This is a genomic window from Mucilaginibacter polytrichastri (assembly GCF_001911425.1).
Classification (GTDB): domain Bacteria; phylum Bacteroidota; class Bacteroidia; order Sphingobacteriales; family Sphingobacteriaceae; genus Mucilaginibacter; species Mucilaginibacter polytrichastri.
The window spans coordinates 3,805,138-3,826,901 of the sequence record NZ_MPPL01000001.1; the positions used below are offsets into that span (position 1 = coordinate 3,805,138).

The 21,764-nt window shown below is 44.6% G+C and carries 16 protein-coding genes; 8 read left to right on the plus strand and 8 right to left on the minus strand.

All coding sequences use genetic code 11. The features are described from left to right. The 7 genes from RG47T_RS16120 to RG47T_RS16150 all read right to left on the minus strand — a co-directional run. Positions 1-1,232 (minus strand): TldD/PmbA family protein (locus tag RG47T_RS16120; RefSeq protein WP_216351063.1); only part of this gene is annotated, 1,232 nt, incomplete at its 3' end. A gap of 5 nt (positions 1,233-1,237) precedes the next feature. Beyond that, positions 1,238-2,872, minus strand: a complete 1,635-nt coding sequence (locus tag RG47T_RS16125; RefSeq protein WP_074490423.1) for a TldD/PmbA family protein — start codon at positions 2,870-2,872, stop codon at positions 1,238-1,240. A 56-nt stretch (positions 2,873-2,928) separates the two neighbouring features. After that, positions 2,929-4,719, minus strand: a complete 1,791-nt coding sequence (locus RG47T_RS16130; RefSeq protein WP_074490424.1) for a hypothetical protein — start codon at positions 4,717-4,719, stop codon at positions 2,929-2,931. Positions 4,720-4,722: 3 nt separating this feature from the next. Beyond that, positions 4,723-6,852 carry a DUF4175 family protein gene (locus RG47T_RS16135; RefSeq protein ID WP_074490425.1) on the minus strand — a complete coding sequence of 710 codons (2,130 nt, stop codon included), beginning with the start codon at positions 6,850-6,852 and terminating at the stop codon, positions 4,723-4,725. Continuing rightward, positions 6,845-8,377, minus strand: a complete 1,533-nt coding sequence (locus RG47T_RS16140) for a BatA domain-containing protein (RefSeq protein ID WP_074490426.1) — start codon at positions 8,375-8,377, stop codon at positions 6,845-6,847. The genes RG47T_RS16135 and RG47T_RS16140 overlap by 8 nt, the downstream gene beginning before the upstream one ends. A 138-nt stretch (positions 8,378-8,515) precedes the next feature. After that, positions 8,516-9,394 carry a DUF58 domain-containing protein gene (locus RG47T_RS16145; RefSeq protein WP_074490427.1) on the minus strand — a complete coding sequence of 293 codons (879 nt, stop codon included), beginning with the start codon at positions 9,392-9,394 and terminating at the stop codon, positions 8,516-8,518. 829 nt (positions 9,395-10,223) lie between these two features. Then, positions 10,224-11,219 carry an AAA family ATPase gene (locus RG47T_RS16150; RefSeq protein WP_074490428.1) on the minus strand — a complete coding sequence of 332 codons (996 nt, stop codon included), beginning with the start codon at positions 11,217-11,219 and terminating at the stop codon, positions 10,224-10,226. Positions 11,220-11,399: 180 nt separating this feature from the next. Between RG47T_RS16150 and RG47T_RS16155 the strand changes: the two genes are divergently transcribed. The 8 genes from RG47T_RS16155 to RG47T_RS16190 all read left to right on the plus strand — a co-directional run bounded on the left by RG47T_RS16155 (position 11,400) and on the right by RG47T_RS16190 (position 18,684). Continuing rightward, a complete protein-coding gene (locus RG47T_RS16155; RefSeq protein ID WP_074490429.1) occupies positions 11,400-12,026 on the plus strand; it encodes a DUF4159 domain-containing protein in 627 nt (208 codons plus the stop codon). 66 nt (positions 12,027-12,092) lie between these two features. Then, a complete protein-coding gene (gene msrA, locus RG47T_RS16160) occupies positions 12,093-12,638 on the plus strand; it encodes a peptide-methionine (S)-S-oxide reductase MsrA (RefSeq protein ID WP_074490430.1) in 546 nt (181 codons plus the stop codon). 95 nt (positions 12,639-12,733) lie between these two features. Next, a complete protein-coding gene (locus RG47T_RS16165) occupies positions 12,734-13,498 on the plus strand; it encodes an SDR family NAD(P)-dependent oxidoreductase (RefSeq protein WP_074490431.1) in 765 nt (254 codons plus the stop codon). Positions 13,499-13,602: 104 nt separating this feature from the next. After that, a complete protein-coding gene (locus tag RG47T_RS16170; RefSeq protein ID WP_074490432.1) occupies positions 13,603-14,511 on the plus strand; it encodes a helix-turn-helix domain-containing protein in 909 nt (302 codons plus the stop codon). Positions 14,512-14,600: 89 nt separating this feature from the next. Then, positions 14,601-15,416 (plus strand): 5'-nucleotidase, lipoprotein e(P4) family, encoded by an 816-nt coding sequence (locus RG47T_RS16175; protein ID WP_074490433.1) that lies wholly within the window; start codon positions 14,601-14,603, stop codon positions 15,414-15,416. Positions 15,417-15,850: 434 nt separating this feature from the next. Beyond that, the gene (locus tag RG47T_RS16180) at positions 15,851-16,726 is read left to right on the plus strand and encodes an aldose 1-epimerase family protein (protein WP_074490434.1); all 876 of its coding nucleotides are present in this window, start codon (positions 15,851-15,853) and stop codon (positions 16,724-16,726) included. Positions 16,727-16,756: 30 nt separating this feature from the next. Beyond that, a complete protein-coding gene (locus RG47T_RS16185) occupies positions 16,757-17,536 on the plus strand; it encodes a class I SAM-dependent methyltransferase (protein ID WP_074490435.1) in 780 nt (259 codons plus the stop codon). Positions 17,537-17,775: 239 nt separating this feature from the next. Continuing rightward, a complete protein-coding gene (locus tag RG47T_RS16190) occupies positions 17,776-18,684 on the plus strand; it encodes an IS1595 family transposase (RefSeq protein WP_171972544.1) in 909 nt (302 codons plus the stop codon). A gap of 261 nt (positions 18,685-18,945) precedes the next feature. On the opposite strand, the gene RG47T_RS16195 is transcribed toward RG47T_RS16190, so the two are convergent. Further along, positions 18,946-21,747, minus strand: coding sequence for a DNA gyrase/topoisomerase IV subunit A (locus RG47T_RS16195; protein ID WP_074490437.1), 2,802 nt, complete (start codon positions 21,745-21,747; stop codon positions 18,946-18,948). Positions 21,748-21,764 lie beyond the last annotated feature (17 nt).

The window sequence follows — 21,764 nt, forward strand, 5'->3', positions numbered from 1 at the left end:
TTACCCAGGGCTTCTACGTTGTTCAGCATAATTACCGGGCTTTCGTTAAAACGGAAATTTTTAATCGGGAACATAATTTTACCGTTCTCGATATAAAACGTACCATCACGGGTTAAGCCGGTTAGTAGCAGCGATTGCGGATCAACCATACGGATGTACCATAAACGCGATACCAGGATACCACGCTCGGTGCTCTTAATCATTTCCTCGAGGCTGGTAGTACCGCCATCCATAATAATGTTACTTGGGTTCGGTACCGGTTGTACACCTTTCTTTTGTGCCCAGTAGCGCGAGTAACTCAGGTTTTTAACCACACCACCTTTTATCCAGTCGGTACGCTCCAAACGCTGGCCTTCATTGCTCCAGGTTGGGCCAGGCAATTCGGTATTGAACGGGTCTGAGTAGATATTTACTTTCTCGTCCACCAGCTTTTCGCCCAAACGGGTACCGCCACCTTTTTTGCTTAAAAAGCTGCGGCCTTCTTCTGCGCTGCGCGCATCAAAACGAAACATGTTTTCCAGCATGTAAACACCGGCAACAGGCTCAAGGATAACAGTATATTTACCAGGCTCAATAGCTTTGGCATTGGCCGAGCTTAATGCTTTTTGTGATGCAATTTTAGTTGCACTTGCCGTATCCATTTTGCTTACATCGGTAAACCCGCGTGCCGCATAGCCGGATATAGTGCCCACAGCATTACGGGTAGTTACAGAGTAAATAACATCTGTTGATTTATCGTAAGCAAATAAACCTTTAGAGTTCATTACCGCGGTAAAGCGCGTTGTATTTTCCAGGAAGCCTGCGGCTTGCAGGTTTGCAGCTTTGGTTACCTCAAAAGCTTTGCCTATCATTTCGGCGCGACTTTCGGGTGTCATGGCTGCAGTTTTTGCATTGTAGCCAATAGCATCTTCAAACTTTTGCGGGCCTAACATCGGCATGGTTTCCGAATTTTCGGGTGCCAGCTGTGCCAGTTCTTCCGAGCGGCGAACCACTTTCTCTAACGATGCATCATCAAACTCGTTGATGGTTGCTGTACCTGTTTTTTTACCATAAACAGAGCTTACGGCCAGGCCAACAGTACTGATATCACCGGCGGTAGAAACTGCGTTGAGAGCTGTACGGATGTTGCCACCGTCGTTACCCCTTAAACTCACTTCACACTCATCGGCTTTTGAATAACTAAGCACCTTCTTTAATAAAGCCTGTGCTTCTTCTTTGCTAAATATAGGCATATCAATTATCCGATTTTTCTTTTAGTATTAATTACGTTAACTCCATTAAAACGTGCGGTTGATGAACCATGAGACACAGCGTTCGACTGGCTTGGCTGGCCTTTACCATCATTAAACGCGCCGCCTAAACGGTAATCGCGCTCATCGCACACAGCTACCAGCGAGTTCCAGAATTCCTGGTTGGTTGCCTGGTAAGAAACATCGTTTAGCATACCCACAATTTTTCCGTTTTTGATCTCGTAATATAACTGACCGCCAAACTGGAAGTTGTAACGCTGCTGATCGATAGAGAATGAACCGTTACCTACAATGTAGATACCCTTCTCTACGTTCTTGATCATATCATCAACGCTTAATTTATCTTTACCCGGTTGTAAGGATACGTTAGGCATCCGCTGAAACTGTACATCGTCCCAGCTTTGTGCATAGCAGCATCCCTGCGAATGGTCTAAACCCAGCATGTGCGCCTGGTCGCGGATGGCCTGGAAGTTAACCAGTACGCCATCTTTAACAATATCCCATTTACCGGTTTTAACACCTTCGTCATCATAACCCACCAAGCCTAATGAACCCGGCTGAAGTTTATCGGCCACAATGTTCATGTTCTTGCTACCGAAGTGGAAGTTGCCCGATTTCAGTTTCTCTAATGAAAGGAAGCTGGTACCGGCATAGTTAGCTTCGTAACCCAATACACGGTCAAGCTCGGTTGGGTGGGCAACAGACTCGTGGATGGTTAACCAAAGGTGCGACGGATCGAGCACCAAGTCATATTTACCCGGCTCTACCGATTTTGCGGCTACCTTTTCGGCAGCATTTTTAGTGGCATTTTTAATATCCTCGATCATGTCGTACCGGTTTTTGTACCGGGTTACCACACCACCTATTTTTTCAGACTCGGTTGGGGTCAAATATTCGTAACCCATACCCACCGGCGAACTTAATGCCGCACGGGTTTCAAAGGCACCCATTGTCTGGTCAATTTTGGTTACCTGAAAGTTAGGGTATAACCTGTGGATATCCTGATCGATATACGAACCATCTGTTGATGCAAAATATTTTTGCTCGTTTATAGAGAAAATAGTTGAGTTTACAAAGCTGGCACCACCTTTCATGGCTTCGGCATTTGCGGTAAGCAACAGGTCTATTTTTTCTTTAATAGGCACCTCAAAAGCGTTACGCTCTATAGGTGTTTTCCAGCTTACCTCGCCATAACCTTTTTGCGGGGCTAATTGTACGGGTTTACTCCCTAGCTTAGCATTGGCTTTGGCTACGGCAACTGCGCGTTCTGCAATTTTGGCAACACCCTCTTTGGTTACGGTGTTACCGGCTGCAAAGCCCCAGCAGCCATCGGCCAAAACGCGGATACCTACCCCGAACGACTCGGAGTTGGCAACGTTTAGCACCCTGGTTTCGCGGGTTACAATGGCCTGGTTTAAATACCGGCCAATGCGAATATCGGCATACGATGCACCTTTAGCTTTCGCTGTGTTAAGGGCAACATCGGCAAGTTCTTTTTTGGCGCGAACATCGATAGTTGTTAATAGCTGCTCCTGGTAAATTGACTTACCGAAGGCAGAATTTGCAACCATAGCAGTGCCGGCCCCTAATCCCGATAGATAAATAAAGTCTCTACGTCTCAAAGTTAATCCTCCTTTGTTTGCTTGGTTAATATAGTTTAGTTAAAGTTTTTTCTTGTTCAGGATGCAAATTTGGCCTCGGCCCACAGGTATGTGCAGGCAGCCAAAAGCAGTACATAAAAGTATATTTTAGATACCGGAATCTGTACTTTTTGGTGTATTTGTTTTGTTACAGATTGCTGATTATCAAATACTGAAGCGTATTTACGGGTATCGCGAAGTGCCTGGCTATACTTTAATGCCATCCACTCGTTTTGCGGGTAAGCAAACCACCATTGCGCGGCGCCTGTACCCTGCTGTACCTGTTGCCAGCCAGCATGTTGCGGCCAGTAACCCGCCTGCCAGGCAAAAGGCAAACCGGCTTGCCTTGCCAGCGAAACTGGCGATTGATTGATCTTGATTACCGGCTGCGAAGCAGATGTTTCCAGCTGTAATTTAGTGTGGGTATTTACCGATGGTACATTACTCACTATAGCCCATTGCTCGGGGGCCGGTGTATGTTTGGCGGCCTTGGTAATCAACAGCGACCATAGCGCGGTATAGTCAGTTTCATCGCCGCTCAGCATCCAGTCGCGCGTGGCGTTTAGTACGGTAAAAACCTCTTTACCACTGCCTGCCAGACTACTGCTGGCCAGTATGCGGTTTTGCTGATCTGTAACCAGCGGCTGGGTATAGTTTTGTGGGGTAATGTAAGCCGGATCGAGCAGCAATTTGGCACTTGCGGCATCCTGCCCCTGGATCTTAAGCGAAGACACCACCTGCCCTGCCGTAGAAACTTTATTAACCGGGAAGTTTTGTTGCAGCCAAAAGTTGGAGTGCGCCGTACTATCTGCCCGTACAATAATGCCTACTCCTTTTTGCAATACCTCTTGTTTCAAGGCTGCGCTTTCTGAAGCATTCAGCGTTTTTAAAACATCAAGATCGCTGAGCACAATGTCGAATTTATCCACTAGCCCGGTTGTTAAACGCGCCAGCGATTGCTGATCTACATTCACAAATTCCTGGCTAAATTTATCTTTACTGATAGCCGAGCGTACAGCTACGCCGTAACCATTGGCAGTCAGCCAGTTTTTCAGGAACTTATCTTCAAAGTTTGGTGCACCGGCCAGCATTAAAACCTTAAGCGGCTTAATGCCATCTACCGTAACCGGGATGCTTTCGTTAGCCAGTGTATCAGCATACGAAGTACCAATAAGGCGATATACCGCACGCCCTGTATGGCGCGGTGTAGCATTTAAATCGAATACTGAAGTAGTGTTGGCTTGTATAAAAGCAGAATCGAGCGTGGTACCCAATCCTTTTAAAGATACCTTAACCGCTTTACTGCTTGCATTGGTAAATGAGCCCTGCACAATCAGTTTTTCGCCGGTTTTTAACTGGGCGTTCCAGCTTATGCTGTTTATTCCTGCAGGAACTTTTGCCGGATGAAATTTAACAGGCAGGTTATGCAGTTGCGCAAGCTCATCTTCATTTAAACCATAACCTAACACCTGCAAACTGCCGATAGCCGGTTTAGCCTGCGTAAGTTCTTCGGCACTGCTAAGCAGAATGGCTTTGGGATAATCTTTTTTAATGGTTTTGCTCAGCGTATAAATGCGGGGGTTAGCAGCAGTATTTAAACTATCAGCACTATAACCTTCGGTTAATAAAAAGGCTTGATTTTTTTCATTCAGGCTGATGTCGCCCTCGTAAGTAAGGGGTAAAATAATACAGGCTAAACCTGCTATAGCTACTAAAACAGCCACCACACGCAAGGCCAGATTACGCTTGCTTTCGCGCTGAATTTCGCGCCATATGGCAAATACGGCAAGCACTAAACAAATGAGTAAAACGATATAGGTCCAATTCATTTACTATCTGTTTATGCGGTTTAGATTTTTAAAATACCCCTGCGACAAGCCGATATCGGCAGATGAGGTTGACGATTGCGGCATGGCCCGGTTTACAGGCAATGCTTTTTGTATGGCTTTCTCTACCACGGCAATGTTTCTGTTACTGGCTTTGCCGGTGCTCACAATTTGTTTCATGGCGCTTACAGCCGGTAAATAAATACCCGGCTGGGCGGTTGCCTTAACACTTAATTGCGCCGAAGCCACCTGTAAGGTATGCTGATCGACAGCGTTTAATTTAGGGTCTGTTTTTAACTGTTCCAGTATCACCACCGCTTTTTTCAGGGTTTCAAACTGGTCGCCTTGTTTCTTAATATCTTCGTGACTGATGGGTTCTGCGATTTTGCTCAGGTCGCCGGTCATACGTTTTTCTAATTTAAGGGGCGGCGGGTTATAACCCGTTTTGGCCACATAAGCGCGTGATTTCTGCTGAAGATCTTTCAGCAAACGCAAAGCCTTATACTCAAACGGTAAGGCATCACTTGGTTTATACATGCGCAATTGCAGTTCGGCTTTCCACATTTCGGTAAGCGTTGCTTTTAACTGTTCTTTAACTGCGGGTTCTAAAAAACTGGCATCTTCGGCGTTATCGTGCTTATCGGTATAAGCATCCATAATCATGGTGGTATTGCTAAAGTTTTCGGCCTTGCCTAATTCTGTGCCGGTTTCAGAGCCTATTTTAGATTCATCCTCTTCTCCCAAAAACTTACCGTAACGCAGGCGCAGCATTTTTTGATCGGCCCCCAAGTCGTTACATCGCCTGTTAAATTCTTCCTTGCTCAGGCTATCTTTAGCGTGAATGAGGTATTGCGAATCGATAATGATCTGGCGCTCGCTTCTAAAAAACTCGGGTTTAATGTTTACGCCGGCTACCAGCCCGTCCATACTTAATAGCTGGGCAGTATCCTGTATCGAAACAATGTACACATCGGTACGGCTTGTTTGCTGGTGGGTATCCTGCGCCTGGATGTAGAAGTACAGCTCATCGCCCGGTTCCATATCCAGCTTAGGCAGGTCTACCAATTTTTGCAGGTTATACTGGCGGCTGTGCGCACCAAAAGCCTCGGTAAAGTTGAGCTTGTATTCTTTAAACTTCACGGCCTCTCCGCTTCCTTTGGCTACCGTTGCGTTGATGATGGCATTGCTGATGCCATAATCATCATTCACAGAAGCATTAATGGTTACCCTGGGCGCTTCGCCGGCATCAATGTGGGTATATTGTTTAGGCGTTTTAATGCGGATCACCGGCGGCGCATCCTTAATAACCGTTACCGGGTAAAGGTCAGATAATTTACCATCCACACTCACTTGGTAAAAACCGGGGGTCGAGATTAATTTAGACAGATGCCAGTTTGATTTATCGGCACCGGCCTGCATTTTCAAAACCTCGTGCTCGTTAAATATCAGCGATATTTGTTTTACATCGATGTTAGTTTGGATGTTCCATTTTACGGTCGAGCCATCTTCTACATCTAAAGTATATCTATCCTGTTTACGTGCTGGGCGGTTGGTATACGCAGGTGGTACTATTGTTAAACCGGTTGATTTAATTTGCGGTAAAATCTTCTCCGGCGGCAGGTTTTTCGCGCTTACACCCATGGTATCTGTTACCAGTTTACCCATAGCCGCGTGCCATTTAATAGGCAGCTTAGCCAGTGCGAAACTGAGCACCAGCGCTACTATTACAAAGATGACTGCCTGTTTTAGCCGGCGGCCAAATTGCTGCGGGCTACCCGGTACTTGCTGTAATGCCTGCTCTACTTTTGCCAGTTGCAGGCTTTCTAATATATTTAAGGTACCGGCTGGTTTCATTACCAGTTGGCTACTTTCTTCTAATTCAGGATAGCTTTGGTTAAGGAATGTAAGGATTGATTGAATATTGATCTGCCATGGGCGACGGATAGCCGACAATATGCCAAACACTACGATAAAAATAAGTACAGCCAATATAAACGGCGCATCGAAAATATAATGCAAAGCGCTGCCCGACAAAATAGCCGCAGAAGCCGACAATAACACATCGGCGGCTAACTGGTAACCGATCCAGCGTTGCTGTAAAGCTTTTATTTTATGTAATCCTTCCTGCTCAGCCATTGCTCTGTATTATTTTAGTACGTGTTGCCAGCCATCTTTCTACCATAAATACCACAATTAATGCCAGCCAGAAATATTTGCCCAAATCATTCTGAACGGTAAATTTATCGGCCACTGCGGCATGCATTTCTGCTATTTTAATAGGTTGGATCTGCTCATTACTCAAGCTGGTTCTATCCTGATCTGTTATTGTATTTTTCGACGGCACATTAATTAATTGCAGCATCAGTTTAGGGAAACTACTGCTCCAGGCCAAATCATTCCAGGTTGGACTAAAGCGGCTGTAAAAATGATAAACGGCAGCATTATCCTGTTTTTCTACATCCAAAACCGGGCGGCCAAAGCCATCGTGCCAAATGATCTCCCCTTTTTGGTGCGTAGCGCCAATCAGTTTAAATAAGGGGATCTGTTCTGATCCATTTGGCAAAGCAATATCGCTTACCGAACTGATGTGGGTGTTTACACTTTGCTGCTTACCCACCTGGTAAGCAAATATATTGGTATGCTGCTGCAAAAGCCGCGCAGCAAAAGGTTGTTCAGAGATCCAGAAGATCCAGCTTTGCCCTGCCGGGATAGCACTTATACTACTGTATTGTTTAATAACAGTTTTACGCTGGGTGAATTTTGCTACTGCATCTAAAGCAGCTTTCAAATAATTAACATCAGCCGTGTTACGGTCGGTGTAGATAGCCATGCGTAAGGTTGTGGTATCAACAGGTACAGCTTTGGCTTTACTGTTCACGAGGCTTACTTCGGGCTGGCCGTTGTTTACATTAACCGCAAACCGGGCATCGCCTTTATCAGCCTGAATATTGAAATAATTATAAGTGGTGCCCGATGGTTTGCTGGTACCTTGCACAACTTTAACCGTGTTGTTATTATTAAACCAGGCATCCTGCACCCAGGTATTCACAGAATCGGCAGGGGTAAAAGTTTGCCAGTGCAGGTTAAGCGCCGATTGTGGTTTATCGCCCGCAAAATGATTGGCGCTGTTTGCGGTATACAAATAAACCGGGCGATCAGTAGGTAACTGGCTGTTTAATTGGCTTAGCAAGTTCCAGTAAATGGTTGTTTGCTTTGCAGCGGTATCTAAAGTTTTAAGGTCTTTGGTTTCAACCAGTAATTTAGTGAGATCAGCTTTAGGGAAACCATTATTGAAGTAATGAAACTCGTAGCCTAATTTGGTAAGCGAATCTATACTGGTTTTATAATGCCGGTAGCCTTCGCTAAAATTTTCTTTAGGCAATAATATCCAACCTTTTACTTTGGCTGCAGTAATCTTTTTTTGCCAGATGGGCGCAGTTAACAGCATAGCTATTAATAACAGCAACAGACAGCGCAGCAACAGCAGTAAAATATCCAGCAGTTTAAAACTACGACTACTTTTGCGCGATGCTGATACAATGAGCGAAGTACTGCCAACTTTTAAAACCTTCCCCGGCCTGATATTCCACAGATGTATCACCACCGGGATCAATATCGCGGCCGCAGCAAAAAACCATATTGGATTTAAAAATTGAAGCATTATAGTATGTTCTCCCCCTTGTCATTGCGAGGTACGAAGCAATCTCGTAGCCTGGGTAAATCGTTAATGTATACCGACGAGATTGCCACGCTATCGCTCGCAATGACAAATTTGTTGTATTTGATTGTGTAGCTCAATTTATATCCCCTTTTTCCTTTGTACCAAAAACGCTCTCAAAGCTTCATCAAGCGGCTGCGAAGTATTGATCATGCGGTACACGATATGCTTGGCCAGCAGCTGCATTTTAATAGACGCTAAATGTGCGTCCAGTGTTTCCTTATACGTTTTTCGGCCCTGCTGTGTATCGATCTCAATGGTTTCGCCGGTTTCAAGGTCTTCTAATGCAGAGTAACCTTTAAAATCAAAATTCAGTTCATTGTCACCCATCAGGTGAAATACCACCACCTCGTGTTTAAGGGCGGCTAATGAATCCAGCACTTTATAAATCTCACCATCTGTTTGATACATATCGGTTATAAAAACCAGCAGTTCCTTCCGGCTCGATCCGGTAAACAATTCTTTATAATGCGCAGGCTGCGTAAACGTACCACCCGCCTTCATCTTGTCAAGCTGATAATAAATGCGCTGCAAATGCTGCGGATCTGCTTTGGACGAAAGCGTAAACAATCCCCCATCCTGAAACACATATAAGCCTGCGGCATCGCCCTGCAAATTAACCAGATAAGCTAATGAAGCCGCCAGGTAACGGGCATAGTCTATTTTCTTAATACCGTTATCGTCGTGGTTCATCGATGCGCTGGCATCCACCAAAAACTTTACCGAAATACTGGTTTCCACCTCCGACTCGCGGATATAATACCTGTCAGACCGGGCAAACATGCGCCAGTCCAGCCAGCGCAGATCGTCGCCCGGTTGGTAGCTGCGGTACTGGCTAAACTCCAGTCCCGGCCCCTTTACGGTGCTTTTATTAAAACCATTCATAAAGCCATCAATAACCGTTTTTGCCAGTAGTGGCAAAGTCTTAATGGTCATTAATACTTTAGGGTCGAGTTGCATATTGGTTGTCTGTTATCAGTTGTCTGTTGTCGGAAATACCCCACCCGTCATCCCGAACTTGTTTCGGGATCCCACTTGCTAAGTCACCGACCTGTCCTGTGGCTGCTGAAACAAGTTCAGCATGACGTTCTTTTTTTATAATTTATTCGCCCGTCATCCCGAACTTGTTTCGGGATCCCACATGATAAGTCACCGACCTGTCCTGTGGGTTGCTGAAACAAGTTCAGTATGACATTCTTTTTTTATAATCTATCGCCTGTCATCCCGAACTTGTTTCGGGATCCCACATGTTAAGTATGCGCTATACCTGTCCCGTGGGGTGCTGAAACAAGTTCAGCATGACGTTCTTTTTTATAATTTATCCGCCCGTCATCCCGAACTTGTTTCGGGATCCCACATGCTAAGTATGCGCTATACCTGTCCTGTGGGGTGCTGAAACAAGTTCAGCATGACATTCTATTTTTATAATTTATTCACACGTCATCCCGAACTTGTTTCGGAATCCCACATGCTAAGTATGAACTATACCTGTCCCGTGGGGTGCTGAAACAAGTTCAGCATGACATTCTTTTTTTATAATCTATTCGCCCGTCATCCCGAACTTGTTTCGGGATCCCACATGTTAAGTATGCGCTATACCTGTCCCGTGGGGTGCTGAAACAAGTTCAGCATGACATTCTATTTTTATAATTTATCCGCCCGTCATCCCGAACTTGTTTCGGGATCCCACATGTTAAGTATACGCTATACCTGTCCTGTGGGGTGCTGAAACAAGTTCAGCATGACGTTCTATATTTATTATTTTTTTGTTTTGATTCCCGATTCTTTCCTAAAGTGCCTTCGGCCTGCCAACCAACTTAATCAATTCCAGTGTCGCAGTATCAGAAGTTATACCTTCAGACTCTGCCTTAAAGTTCATTAATATCCGGTGACGCAATACCGATACAGCCATAGCCTGGATGTCTTCTTCCAACACTGCATAACGCCCTTTTAGTAAAGCACGCGCTTTGGCAGTTAAAATCAAAGCCTGGCCTGCACGCGGGCCTGCGCCCCAGCGTACCCATTCTTTAACGTAATCAACCGTGGTGGTATCCGGGCGGGTAGCGCGGATAATATTGCTTACATACCTAACCAGATCTTCGCTGATGGTAACCTGGCGAACCAGGGCCTGTGCCTGCGTAATTTCTTCGGCAGTAATTACGGGTAGTACTTCTACCTTGCGGGTACCGGTGGTACGGTTCAATACTTCAAACTCTTCCTGCTCGGTTGGGTATCCCATCTTTATCAGTAATAAAAACCTGTCGAGCTGTGCCTCCGGTAACGGATAGGTACCTGCCTGCTCAATGGGGTTCTGTGTAGCCAATATAAAGAAGGGCCTATCCAGCGGATAGGTTTGCCCCCCGTACGTTACCTCAAACTCCTGCATGGCCTCTAACAAGGCTGCCTGGGTTTTAGGTGGCGTACGGTTAATCTCATCGGCCAAAACAATATTGGCAAACAGCGGGCCTTTGTTAAACTTAAAAAAACGTTTGCCGGTTACGTGATCTTCTTCCAAAATCTCGGTGCCCACAATATCGGTAGGCATCAGATCGGGCGTAAACTGAATTCTTCTGAAAGAAAGGTGCAGGGCCTGCGACATGGTTTTAACGATCAACGTTTTTGCCAGCCCGGGTACACCCTCCAGCAAACAGTGGCCGCCTGCTAAAAATGCAACCAGCAGCTCGTCTAATATGGCATCCTGCCCTACTATCACCTTCTGGATTTCGTTTTTCAGCTGCGGAAGCTTGGCCAACAGCGTTTTTATATTATTTTCGGTAAGTTCCAAAGTTATATTGCGTTTAAAAATTTGGATGGGTTAATTTTCTGACACAAGATATTGCTGTTTTAAGGGAATTACAATGCTTTGTTGTAAAAAATTGAATAAAGTATCCAAAAAATTACAACAGACGTAACCCATTGCGTTTTTTACAAAAAATATTGTAGTAATTTTAGAGTTTTAAGAACAATGTCTTTAGGGAAAAAATTTACGTTTGCCCGTTTTAGTTATCATTCGGGCGATTGGGATACCGACCAGCGGATGCCGGCCAACATTCTTAATTCTTTAATAGAGTATACCACTATACCTATTGAACCAAAGGAAAAGGTGGTGGCGCTAAGCAGTAACGATATCTTTAACTATCCGTTTGCCTATTTAAGCGGCCACAAACTGGTACAGTTTGATGCGGTAGAACGCGCCAACTTTAAAAAGTATGTAGAAAATGGCGGGTTTGTTTTTGCTGATGACTGCAATCATGACATAGACGGACTTTTTGCCAAATCATTCGAAGCGCAGATGAGTTCGCTGTTCGGGCCTAACGCACTGAAGAAAATTCCCAATACCCATTCAATCTACCGCTCTTTTTTCACCTTCGAAAAAGGGCCTCCCAATACCTCATTTGAGCTTAATGGCTGGGGCGATGACCTGGTGCACGACTATTTAAAGGCCATTATAATTAACGGCCGCATTGCTGTACTCTACAGTAATAAAGATTACGGTTGCGAGTGGGACTATGATTTCCGCAACAAAAGGTTCCTGTCTGAAGATAATACCAAGTTCGGCGTAAATATTGTAGTATATGCACTGGGTTCGTAGTATTTGAGCTATCTGCCAAAATTTCAGACAGTTTAAACCTAAAAGCGGCCCGTAATTTTTACAACCATGAACTTACAAAAAGCAACATTTGCAAACGGCTGCTTCTGGTGCACAGAAGCTATATTTCAGACATTAAAAGGTGTAACAGCTGTAACATCGGGCTATACCGGCGGGGAAATTAAAAACCCCACCTACATGGAAATCTGCAATGGCGATACCGGCCACGCCGAGGCCATTGAAATAGAATTTGATGCCGACGTATTAACTTACGACGAATTATTACTGGTATTTTTTAAAACCCACAACCCAACCACGCTAAACCGCCAGGGTAATGATGTGGGCACACAATACCGCTCTGCCGTATTTTACCATAACAACGAGCAAAAACAACAGGCCGAAGCCATGATCAAAACACTGACCGATGAGCAGGTTTTTGACAAGCCTATTGTTACGCAAATTGTGCCTGCTGATACTTTTTACAAGGCAGAAGATTACCACCAGAATTATTTTAACGATAATACCAATAAGCCTTACTGCTCATTTGTAATTCAGCCCAAACTAAACAAGTTTGCCAAAGAATTTACAGACAAGATTAAGCCCGAGCTTTTATAACATTGTTTGAATTTTACAAATAACCGATTGATTGTTACAAACAGCCGGGCGGTTATTGTTTCCACCTTTGTATATATCATAAACGATACTATAAGATGGAAACTAAAAGTAAAATAGCACTGGTAACCGGCGGTAGCCGGGGCTTAGGTAAAGATATGGCACTTAGGCTTGCCCAAAGAGGGATTGACGTAATACTCACCTACAACAGCAAGGCTGCAGAGGCAAAAACCGTTGTTGCGCAAATTGAACAAGCCGGCCAAAAGGCTGCAACCTTACAATTAAACACCGGCGATTTAAAAAGCTTCGATACATTTATTGGCCAGCTTGAAAAAATCCTGGCTGATAAGTTTAACACTGATCATATTGATTTTCTGATCAATAACGCCGGTATTGGAGCCATTAGCCCCATTGCCGATGTAACCGAAGAATTGTTTGATGATTTGTTGAACGTACACTTTAAAGGTGTTTACTTTTTGACGCAAAAAATGCTGACCCTACTTAATGACGGTGGCGGTATCATCAACATATCTTCGGGGCTAACCCGCATTAGCATGGTTGGCTCATCGCCCTATGCCTGCATGAAGGGTGCGGTAGAAGTATTTACCCGCTACCTGGCCAAAGAGCTCGGCCCGCGCGGTATAAGGGCTAATACTATTGCACCGGGTGCTATAGCTACCGACTTTAACGGCGCGCATGTACGCGATAACGAGCAGGTTAGCAAAATGATAAGCAGTGTAACCGCACTTGGCAGGCCGGGTGTGGCCGAAGATATTAGCGGCATTGCAGCTTTTCTTTGCACCGAAGATGCGCGCTGGATAACCGGCCAACGTATTGAAGCATCTGGTGGTATGTTTTTATAACATAAACCGATCTAGAAAAGCAGGCAGTAAACAATGCCTGCTTTTTTGCTTTAATTACTAACTTTATTAATACAGGCCGCTTTATTTGATTTTTACAAAACGCTATGATCACCAATTCTTCTTTAGATGATTTTTATCAAAGAAACGGAGCGTCGCTTCCCGAAGGAATTGCGCGTGAAATAGGCCATTTTAATGTATTCGAAGCAGAGAAACTATTCGACAAAAAAACAGGCGCACGTATTATGCCTTACAGCAGGCGTGCCTATTACAAAATAAGCTGGCTAAAGGGTAAAAGCAAGGCCGAATATGCCGATAAAGTGATCGCGATTGAGCAAAATGCGCTGCTATTTGCCACGCCAAAAATACCCTATCACTGGGTGCCCGAGGATAGCAACCAAACCGGCATGTTCTGCATTTTTACGCCAGATTTTCTTTCGCAAGGCAAAACAGGCGTATCGCTGGATGAGCTGCCGATATTTCAACCCGGTCAGTTACCCGTATTCCAGCTCTCGGACGAAGAGATGACGGAAATTGAATACATTTTCCGAAAGATGCACAAAGAGTTACGGGCCGACTATCAGTATAAATATAACCTGCTGCGCAACCTGGTTTTAGAGCTTATCCACTACGGGCAGAAGTTGCAACCCATGTCGGCATTAAGCGCCTCGCAAAATGCATCTGAAAGGATCTCGTCACTGTTTATCGAGTTACTGGAACGGCAGTTTCCGCTGGCATCACCCAGTCAAAAACTATCTTTACGAAGCGCTAAAGATTATGCCGACCGCCTGGCTGTGCATGTAAACCATCTAAACAAAGTTTTAAAAGATGTTACAGGCAATACCACAACCCAGATCATTGGCAATAGAATTATCCAGGAAGCCAAGATCCTGCTGAAACAAACACACTGGAGTGTAGGCGAAATTGCTTATGCTTTGGGGTATGATGACTTGGCCCATTTTTCTAACTACTTTAAAAAGCAGACTTCTTTTACGCCGCTAGCATTCCGGGCTTAGATAAAGTTACAAGCAACAAATGTTGGTTACTAATGCAGTTTAGTATAAAATTCTTAAAATTGCCGAGCGAATCCTCAACAGGGCTTATTATGAAAAAACTCAATATCTATATCATTAGCTGCGCGGTATTATTTTCTGCCTGCAGTACTCAACGCAAAACTAGTGCTACATCGGCTATTGCCCAAACATCAATAGCCAATAATGGCAAAGCATGGGCGGCTATATTTCAACAGCGTGCTGCCGAGTACAAAGCGTTATGCTTTCAGGCTTATAATATAGCTAAGCTGCGCATTGATGAAGCAACCAAACAACCCGGTGGCAAGCCATTGGCAGTAGTTACAGATATTGACGAAACCCTGCTAGATAACAGCCCCGAAGGTGCGCGTGCAGCACTCAATAACGAAGAGTTTAACAGCGTAGCCTGGAAAAAGTGGACTGCCCAAGCAGTTGCTGATACCGTACCCGGCGCACCCGACTTTTTTAAATACGCCGCAGCCAAAGGTGTAACGGTATTTTACATTACAAACCGCGATGAAGACGAGCGTGCCGGCACCCTTAAAAACCTGCAACGTTATAACCTGCCATTTGCAGATGATAGCCATTTACTATTAAAAGGCAAAGTATCCAGCAAAGAAGCACGCCGCCAGCAGGTATTGGCCAACTATAACATCGTATTGCTTTGCGGCGATAACCTGGCCGATTTTGATGCCCTGTATGATAACCACCCCGCCGAGGACAACCGTACTACTACCACCGAACAGTTGAAACAAAAATTCGGCAGTAAATATATTGTGCTGCCCAACCCGTCATACGGCGACTGGGAGAGCTCGATGTTTAAGTTTAATTACAAGCTTACACCCGCGCAGAAAGATTCTGTAATTAAGGTGAGTCTGAAGCAAGACTAATTAAATTTTTGGATTTAGCTCCGCGTCTTCCCGAACTTGTTTCAGCATCCCACATGTTAAGTATGCGCTATACATGTCCCGTGGGATGCTGAACAAATCAGCATGGCATTCTTTTTATAATCTAGCTTCGCGTCTTCCCGAACTTGTTTCGGGATCCCACGTGCTATTCATCACCGACCTGTCCCGTGGGATGCTGAACAAATCAGCATGACATTTTTTATAATCTAACTCCGCGTCTTCCCGAACTTGTTTCGGGACCCCACGTGCTATTCATCACCGACCTGTCCCGTGGGATGCTGAAAACAAGCATGACATTTTTTTATAAACTTTCCTTATCTCGATTCTTGCCTCTCTTTCCAACTCTTTGTCACAAAATTAAACAGGATGCTAATTGAATTGTTGTGAATGCTACCTTAGTAATAAATCCCCACAACATGACTATCATTGAAAACGAATACCTTAAAGTAACCATCCGATCGCAGGGCGGCGAGTTGACTTCTATTTATAACAAAGCCGCAGGTATTGAACATTTGTGGCAGGGCGACCCAACAATATGGGGCTGGCATGCACCCAACCTGTTCCCGGTGGTGGGTGGGTTAATTAACAATGAGTTATTGGTTGATGGTAAAACCTACCCGATGCAAAGACATGGTTTTATTCGCCCTACCGAAATGAAACTGGCATCAGAAACCACCAAACAGCATGCACTGTTCACATTACCTTATTCAGACAGTACACTTGCTATATACCCGTTTAAATTTAACTACCAGATTATTTACGATTTGATAGGCAATGCGCTGCGTGTAACCTACAAGGTAGTAAACATGGATAAAAAAGCGATTTGGTTTTCGGTAGGCGGGCACCCTGCTTTTAACGTGCCCTTTAGCAGTACCGAAGGTTCTGCTTACGAAGATTACTATCTGGAGTTTGAAACCGGTGAAAAGCTGGACACTCACATGCTTTCTGCCGATGGTTTTTTTACCGGTGAAACCAGGCATGTACCTTTAGATGGGCCTAAGCTACATTTAACCCGCCACTTGTTTGATGACGATGCGTTGGTATTTAAAAAACTGAACAGCCGGCAGGTAACCATTAAAAGCGATAAGCATGAACATACTTTATCGGTAGAGTTTCCTCATTTTAACTATTTGGGAATCTGGGCTAAGCCCGGTGCCGATTTTGTTTGTATTGAACCGTGGCTGGGCTGCGCCGACTCGGTAGATGGACCTACAGACATCACCAAAAAAGACGGCATCCAAAAATTAGAACAAGGGCATGTATTTGAGGCCGCTTTTTACGTTAGTATTTAAATCACTTGTTTAAATATTTACTGTAATCGCATGCAGCAAACAACATCTCCCGGTGCCGAACCTACGGCACGTTTTTCTAACCGTGTAGAAAACTATATCAAATACCGTCCGGGTTATCCGGCGGGTGTAATTGAATATCTGCAAAAGCAGTTTCAACTCAATGAGGATGCACACATAGCCGACATTGGTTCGGGCACAGGTATTTTCACCAGATTATTGCTTGACCAAGGCTACCAGGTTTTTGCCGTTGAACCCAATGAGCCCATGAAACAGGCTGCTGAGCAAGATCTGAAAGCTTACAAAAATTTCACCTCAGTAGCCGGTACGGCAGAACATAGTAACTTGCCCCCAAATAGCATCGATCTGATTACCAGCGCAACCGCATTCCACTGGTTTGATGTGGATAAATCGCGTGCTGAATTTAAACGCATATTAAAAACAGACGGTTCCGTAGCGTTAATCTGGAACGTTCGCAAACCTGCGGCAGATGCTTTTGCTGTAGCTTACGACCAGCTTTTAATAAGCTACGCATCTGATTATAAAGACGTAAAAGAAAAAACCTTAAATGACGAACGCCTGGCACGTTTTTTTAACCAAGGCAAGTTTGAGACCATCTCTTACCCCAACCAACAGGTTTTTGATGAAGAAGGACTGATCGGCAGGGCATTATCATCGTCATATGTGCCAATGCCCGAGACTCCTGAAGGTCATACTTTTTTAAAGGACTTAAAAGCAATTTTCAAAGCGTACCAAATTGATGGCAAAGTGAGCTTTGTGTACGATACAATGATGTATGTGGGGAAGGTGTAAGTTAATTTAAATCCTATCTATCCGTCATGCTGATTACTTGTTTCGGCATCCCACAGGACAGGTTATAAATATGTATTTCGCAGACTTAGCAAGTGAGATGCCGAAACAAGTTCGGCATGACGGAATTTATTATAAAAAGGGGTGTATATCTGCGATAACTTAGCGCAGAAACACACCCCTAACCCCTCTCAAGAGTAATAGCCTATGAAAAGACAGGATAAAAAGTTATCTTTATGATAATGAATATAATAGAAGTGCTTGCAAGGTATTTTGAACAGGACACCTGCATTGAACATTTGGAAAGCATTAGATGGCAAGGGGCGCCGCAATGCCCTTATTGTAAGAGCAAACAAAGTACAAAACGAAAAGAAACATCGCGTTATCAGTGTAATGGCTGTAATAAGAGCTATAGCGTTTTGGTTGGGACTATTTTTGAAGCCACTAAATTGCTCCTGCCCAAATGGTTCCTGGCAATAACGCTTATTCTGAATGCAAAGAAGGGATTATCTTCTATGCAATTAGGGCGTGATATAGATGTTAACCGTAACACCGCATGGTATTTGCAAATGCGCATCCGCAAGGCGATGCAGGAGGGCGAAGATCAGGATCTGTTTACTGGCATCGTGGAGATAGATGAGACGTATATCGGTGGTAAGAAAGCAAACCATTCAAAAAAAAAGCGTCAGGAAAGACGCGATAATGGATTGCAGATCACAGGAATGCAGGATAAACAAGCTGTTCTCGGTATGCTGGAGCGTTCGGGTCGGATAAAACTCCAGGTACTTGACAAGCCGCAAGGAAAAACGATCAAGCCTGTTATTGAGCAAACAGTAAGCAAGGATGCAAGTCTGGTCACTGACGGCTTTGGCGGCTACGCGGGCTTAGGTAAACAATACAAAGAACACCAGATACTTAATAAGGAGAAGGAGGAATATACAAGAGGTAAGTACCATACTAATACGATAGAAGGCTTTTGGACGCTACTCAAACGAGGCGTTTATGGACAATACCACAAAGTATCTGTAAAGCCCCTCCAAGCCTATCTAAATGAGTTCACCTTTAAATATAATCATAGGGATAACAAATCAATATTTGATACACTAATTAACAAATGCGCCTTACAAAACAATACTCCTGTCTTTTCATAGGCTATTACTCTTGAGAGGGGGCGCGGAAGACAGTGTAATGGAAGGGGTGTGTTTCCACAACTAACTTAGCGCAGAAACACACCCCTAACCCCTCTCAAGAGGGGAATAAAAAACCTTTGTTTCCTATTTATCGTCAACTTTTTTTAATTCCCCTCTTGAGAGGGGGCGCGGAAGACAGTGTAATGGAAGGGGTGTGTTTCTACAACTAACTTAGCGCAGAGACACACACCTAACACCTCTCAAGAAGGGAAATAAAAGATCCTAAAATAAACTGCTCTGCCCTTTATCATCAATCTTAATATCATCCGGATTGGTGATCTCCAGATCAACCTTTTTAATTGGCTTATCGGCAATCGGCTCTGGCTTAGGTTCAATAGCAGATGGCTTAGCAGGCTCAGGCGTTGGTTTTACCACTGGGGCAGAAACAAACTTTGGTTTCTCTGCCGGCGGCGGTGCTACATCGGGGGCCGGTTTTTCTTCGGCTATCACAATTGGTTCTGTGTCCTCTACCGAATCTGGTGCCGGGTCTGGTACATCTTCGGCATCGTCATGCTCGGCAATCAGCTCAATGGTTTGGATGGTATGGGCCGACAGGCGGTTACCCATTGCTTTCATTCCTTTCACATCAATTAAATCGGCCAGGTTAAGCTCGGCCAATTCGGGTACTAGTGCTTTGCCTTTTAATTGCTCAATTTTTATCAGTGGCTGCGCAGCGCCCGATAGTAATACCAGTTTAGAGCCGTTCTCTTCACTAATAATGCTTGTTTGGCGGCCAATGGCGGTATTCTCAAACAAAAAGCGCTTCACCATGTAGTTTTTCGACTTGCCCTCGTAATGCACAACCGAGAACACCTTTTCGGGGTTATACTTCTCAATCAGCATCATCTTATCATCAAAGTGATTATTAAGGTCGAAACTGGTGAGTTCGTACATTCCATTGTTATGTATGGTCAGGATACGGTCGTCGCCATCAAACTCACCAAGGTAAGTACCGCGGCCATCGGCATTCAGGCGGCGTAAAACGTCATCAAACCAAATTTTACGCCCCGCCAGGGTTGATACCCCTTTGGTTTTCAGTACTATTTTCTTGATGGGGTATTTGGTAACCATATTACCAATACTGCCACGGCCTTTAATGGCAATGGCGGCAAAATCCTCATCAAACTGTAGTTTCTTTAATTTAGAGTGCGGTTTCAGCTGTATGTTAACTACCTCGGCCTCGCCGTTGGGGTTGGCGGTAAAGTAAAGTACTTTACTACCCTTGCTGCCTTTGGTCAGGTCGTATTCCTTATCGCGGGTTACACCAGCTACGGCAAAGCGTTTAATATAGCCTACGCCACTCTGGCCATCCTTATAAATTATATTGTAGATGGTGCGCTCGTCGTTTTTCTTAAACACAGCCACATGTACAATCCCTTTACCCACAAATGTTTTATCCTGCACCTTGGTTATCATGCAGCGGCCATCCTCACGGAAAACAATAATTTCGTCAATATCCGAGCAATCGCACACAAACTCATCCTTTTTAATACCGCTGCCTATAAACCCATCTTCGCGGTTTACGTATAACTTAACGTTGGCCAGGGCTACCTGTGTGGCTTCCACCCTATCAAAAGTACGCAGCTCGGTTTTACGGCCACGGTCTTTGCCGTATTTCTCTTTCAGGCGTTCGTACCAGGCAATGGTATAATCGGTAAGGTGTTTCAGGTGATGTTTAACCTCTTTAATTTCTTTCTCGAGGGTATTCATCTGCTCATCCGCTTTTTTAACATCAAAGCGGGTAATGCTGCTCATTGGTTTATCAATCAGCTTTTTATAGTCCTCGGGCAATATCTCGCGGTAAAACTGCGGGAAGAATGGCTCAAACAGTCGGTTTAAAACCTCCAGCACGTTCTCGAAGTTACCCGAATTTTCGTAGTCTTTGTTTTTGTACATCCCCTCCTGGATAAATATTTTCAGCAATGAGCTAAAAAATATTTTCTCCATCAGTTCCTTGAGGCGGATCTCCAGTTCCTGCTTCAGCAGGTCTTTGGTATAATGTGCGCTCTCAGTCAGGATGTCGTTCACACTCATAAAGTGCGGCTTGTCTCCTTTAATTACGCAGGTATTGGGCGATATCGAAACTTCGCAATCTGTAAAGGCATAAAGCGCATCTATAGTTACATCGGGTGAAATGCCCGGTGCCAGGTGAATTACGATCTCTACGTGCTGGGCGGTATTATCCTCAATCTTCTTAATCTTAATCTTACCCTTATCATTAGCCGAGATCACGCTATCTATCAAACTACCTGTAGTAGTGCTGAAAGGTATTTCTGTAATGGCCAGCGTCTTTTTATCGCGCTCTACAATTTTGGCACGTACGCGTACTTTGCCACCACGCTGCCCTTCATTATAGTTACTGCAATCGGCCATGCCTCCGGTCGGGAAATCGGGTACCAGATCCGGGCGGATACCTTTTAACACACCAATGGCAGCATCAATCAGCTCATTAAAGTTATGAGGCATAATTTTGGTGGCCAAACCAACAGCAATACCTTCGGCACCCTGCGCCAATAGTAATGGAAACTTTACCGGTAAGGTGATCGGCTCTTTATTACGGCCGTCATAACTGGCTTGCCAAATGGTAGTATCGGCGTTGAAAACAACATCGAGCGCAAATTTCGATAAGCGCGCCTCGATATAACGCGGTGCCGCGGCTGAATCGCCCGTTACCGGGTCGCCCCAGTTGCCCTGGCAATCAATCAGCAGGTTTTTCTGGCCAATCTGTACCATGGCATCGCCAATAGAAGCATCACCATGCGGGTGGTACTTCATGGTGTTACCAATTACGTTGGCTGCTTTGTTGAAACGCCCGTCGTCCATCTCTTTCAGCGAGTGCAAAATACGTCGCTGTACGGGCTTTAGCCCATCATAAATGTGCGGAACGGCACGGTCGAGTATTACATAAGAGGCATAATCCAGAAACCAGTTCTCGTACAAACCATCCAATGAGATGGTATTATGCATATTATTATTTTCAGAACCGGAAGCAGGGAATTCCTCCGGGGTTATTTCTTCACTCATTCTTAAAAACTATTCGG

What these genes read in the sequence shown, in the direction of transcription:
- RG47T_RS16130 (WP_074490424.1), bottom strand. Translation starts at nt 4,719, where the DNA reads ATGAATTGGACCTATATCGTTTTACTCATTTGTTTAGTGCTTGCCGTA.
- RG47T_RS16135 (WP_074490425.1), bottom strand. Translation starts at nt 6,852, where the DNA reads ATGGCTGAGCAGGAAGGATTACATAAAATAAAAGCTTTACAGCAACGC.
- RG47T_RS16140 (WP_074490426.1), bottom strand. Translation starts at nt 8,377, where the DNA reads ATGCTTCAATTTTTAAATCCAATATGGTTTTTTGCTGCGGCCGCGATA.
- RG47T_RS16145 (WP_074490427.1), bottom strand. Translation starts at nt 9,394, where the DNA reads ATGCAACTCGACCCTAAAGTATTAATGACCATTAAGACTTTGCCACTA.
- RG47T_RS16155 (WP_074490429.1), top strand. Translation starts at nt 11,400, where the DNA reads ATGTCTTTAGGGAAAAAATTTACGTTTGCCCGTTTTAGTTATCATTCG.
- msrA (WP_074490430.1), top strand. Translation starts at nt 12,093, where the DNA reads ATGAACTTACAAAAAGCAACATTTGCAAACGGCTGCTTCTGGTGCACA.
- RG47T_RS16165 (WP_074490431.1), top strand. Translation starts at nt 12,734, where the DNA reads ATGGAAACTAAAAGTAAAATAGCACTGGTAACCGGCGGTAGCCGGGGC.
- RG47T_RS16170 (WP_074490432.1), top strand. Translation starts at nt 13,603, where the DNA reads ATGATCACCAATTCTTCTTTAGATGATTTTTATCAAAGAAACGGAGCG.
- RG47T_RS16175 (WP_074490433.1), top strand. Translation starts at nt 14,601, where the DNA reads ATGAAAAAACTCAATATCTATATCATTAGCTGCGCGGTATTATTTTCT.
- RG47T_RS16180 (WP_074490434.1), top strand. Translation starts at nt 15,851, where the DNA reads ATGACTATCATTGAAAACGAATACCTTAAAGTAACCATCCGATCGCAG.
- RG47T_RS16185 (WP_074490435.1), top strand. Translation starts at nt 16,757, where the DNA reads ATGCAGCAAACAACATCTCCCGGTGCCGAACCTACGGCACGTTTTTCT.
- RG47T_RS16190 (WP_171972544.1), top strand. Translation starts at nt 17,776, where the DNA reads ATGAATATAATAGAAGTGCTTGCAAGGTATTTTGAACAGGACACCTGC.
- RG47T_RS16195 (WP_074490437.1), bottom strand. Translation starts at nt 21,747, where the DNA reads ATGAGTGAAGAAATAACCCCGGAGGAATTCCCTGCTTCCGGTTCTGAA.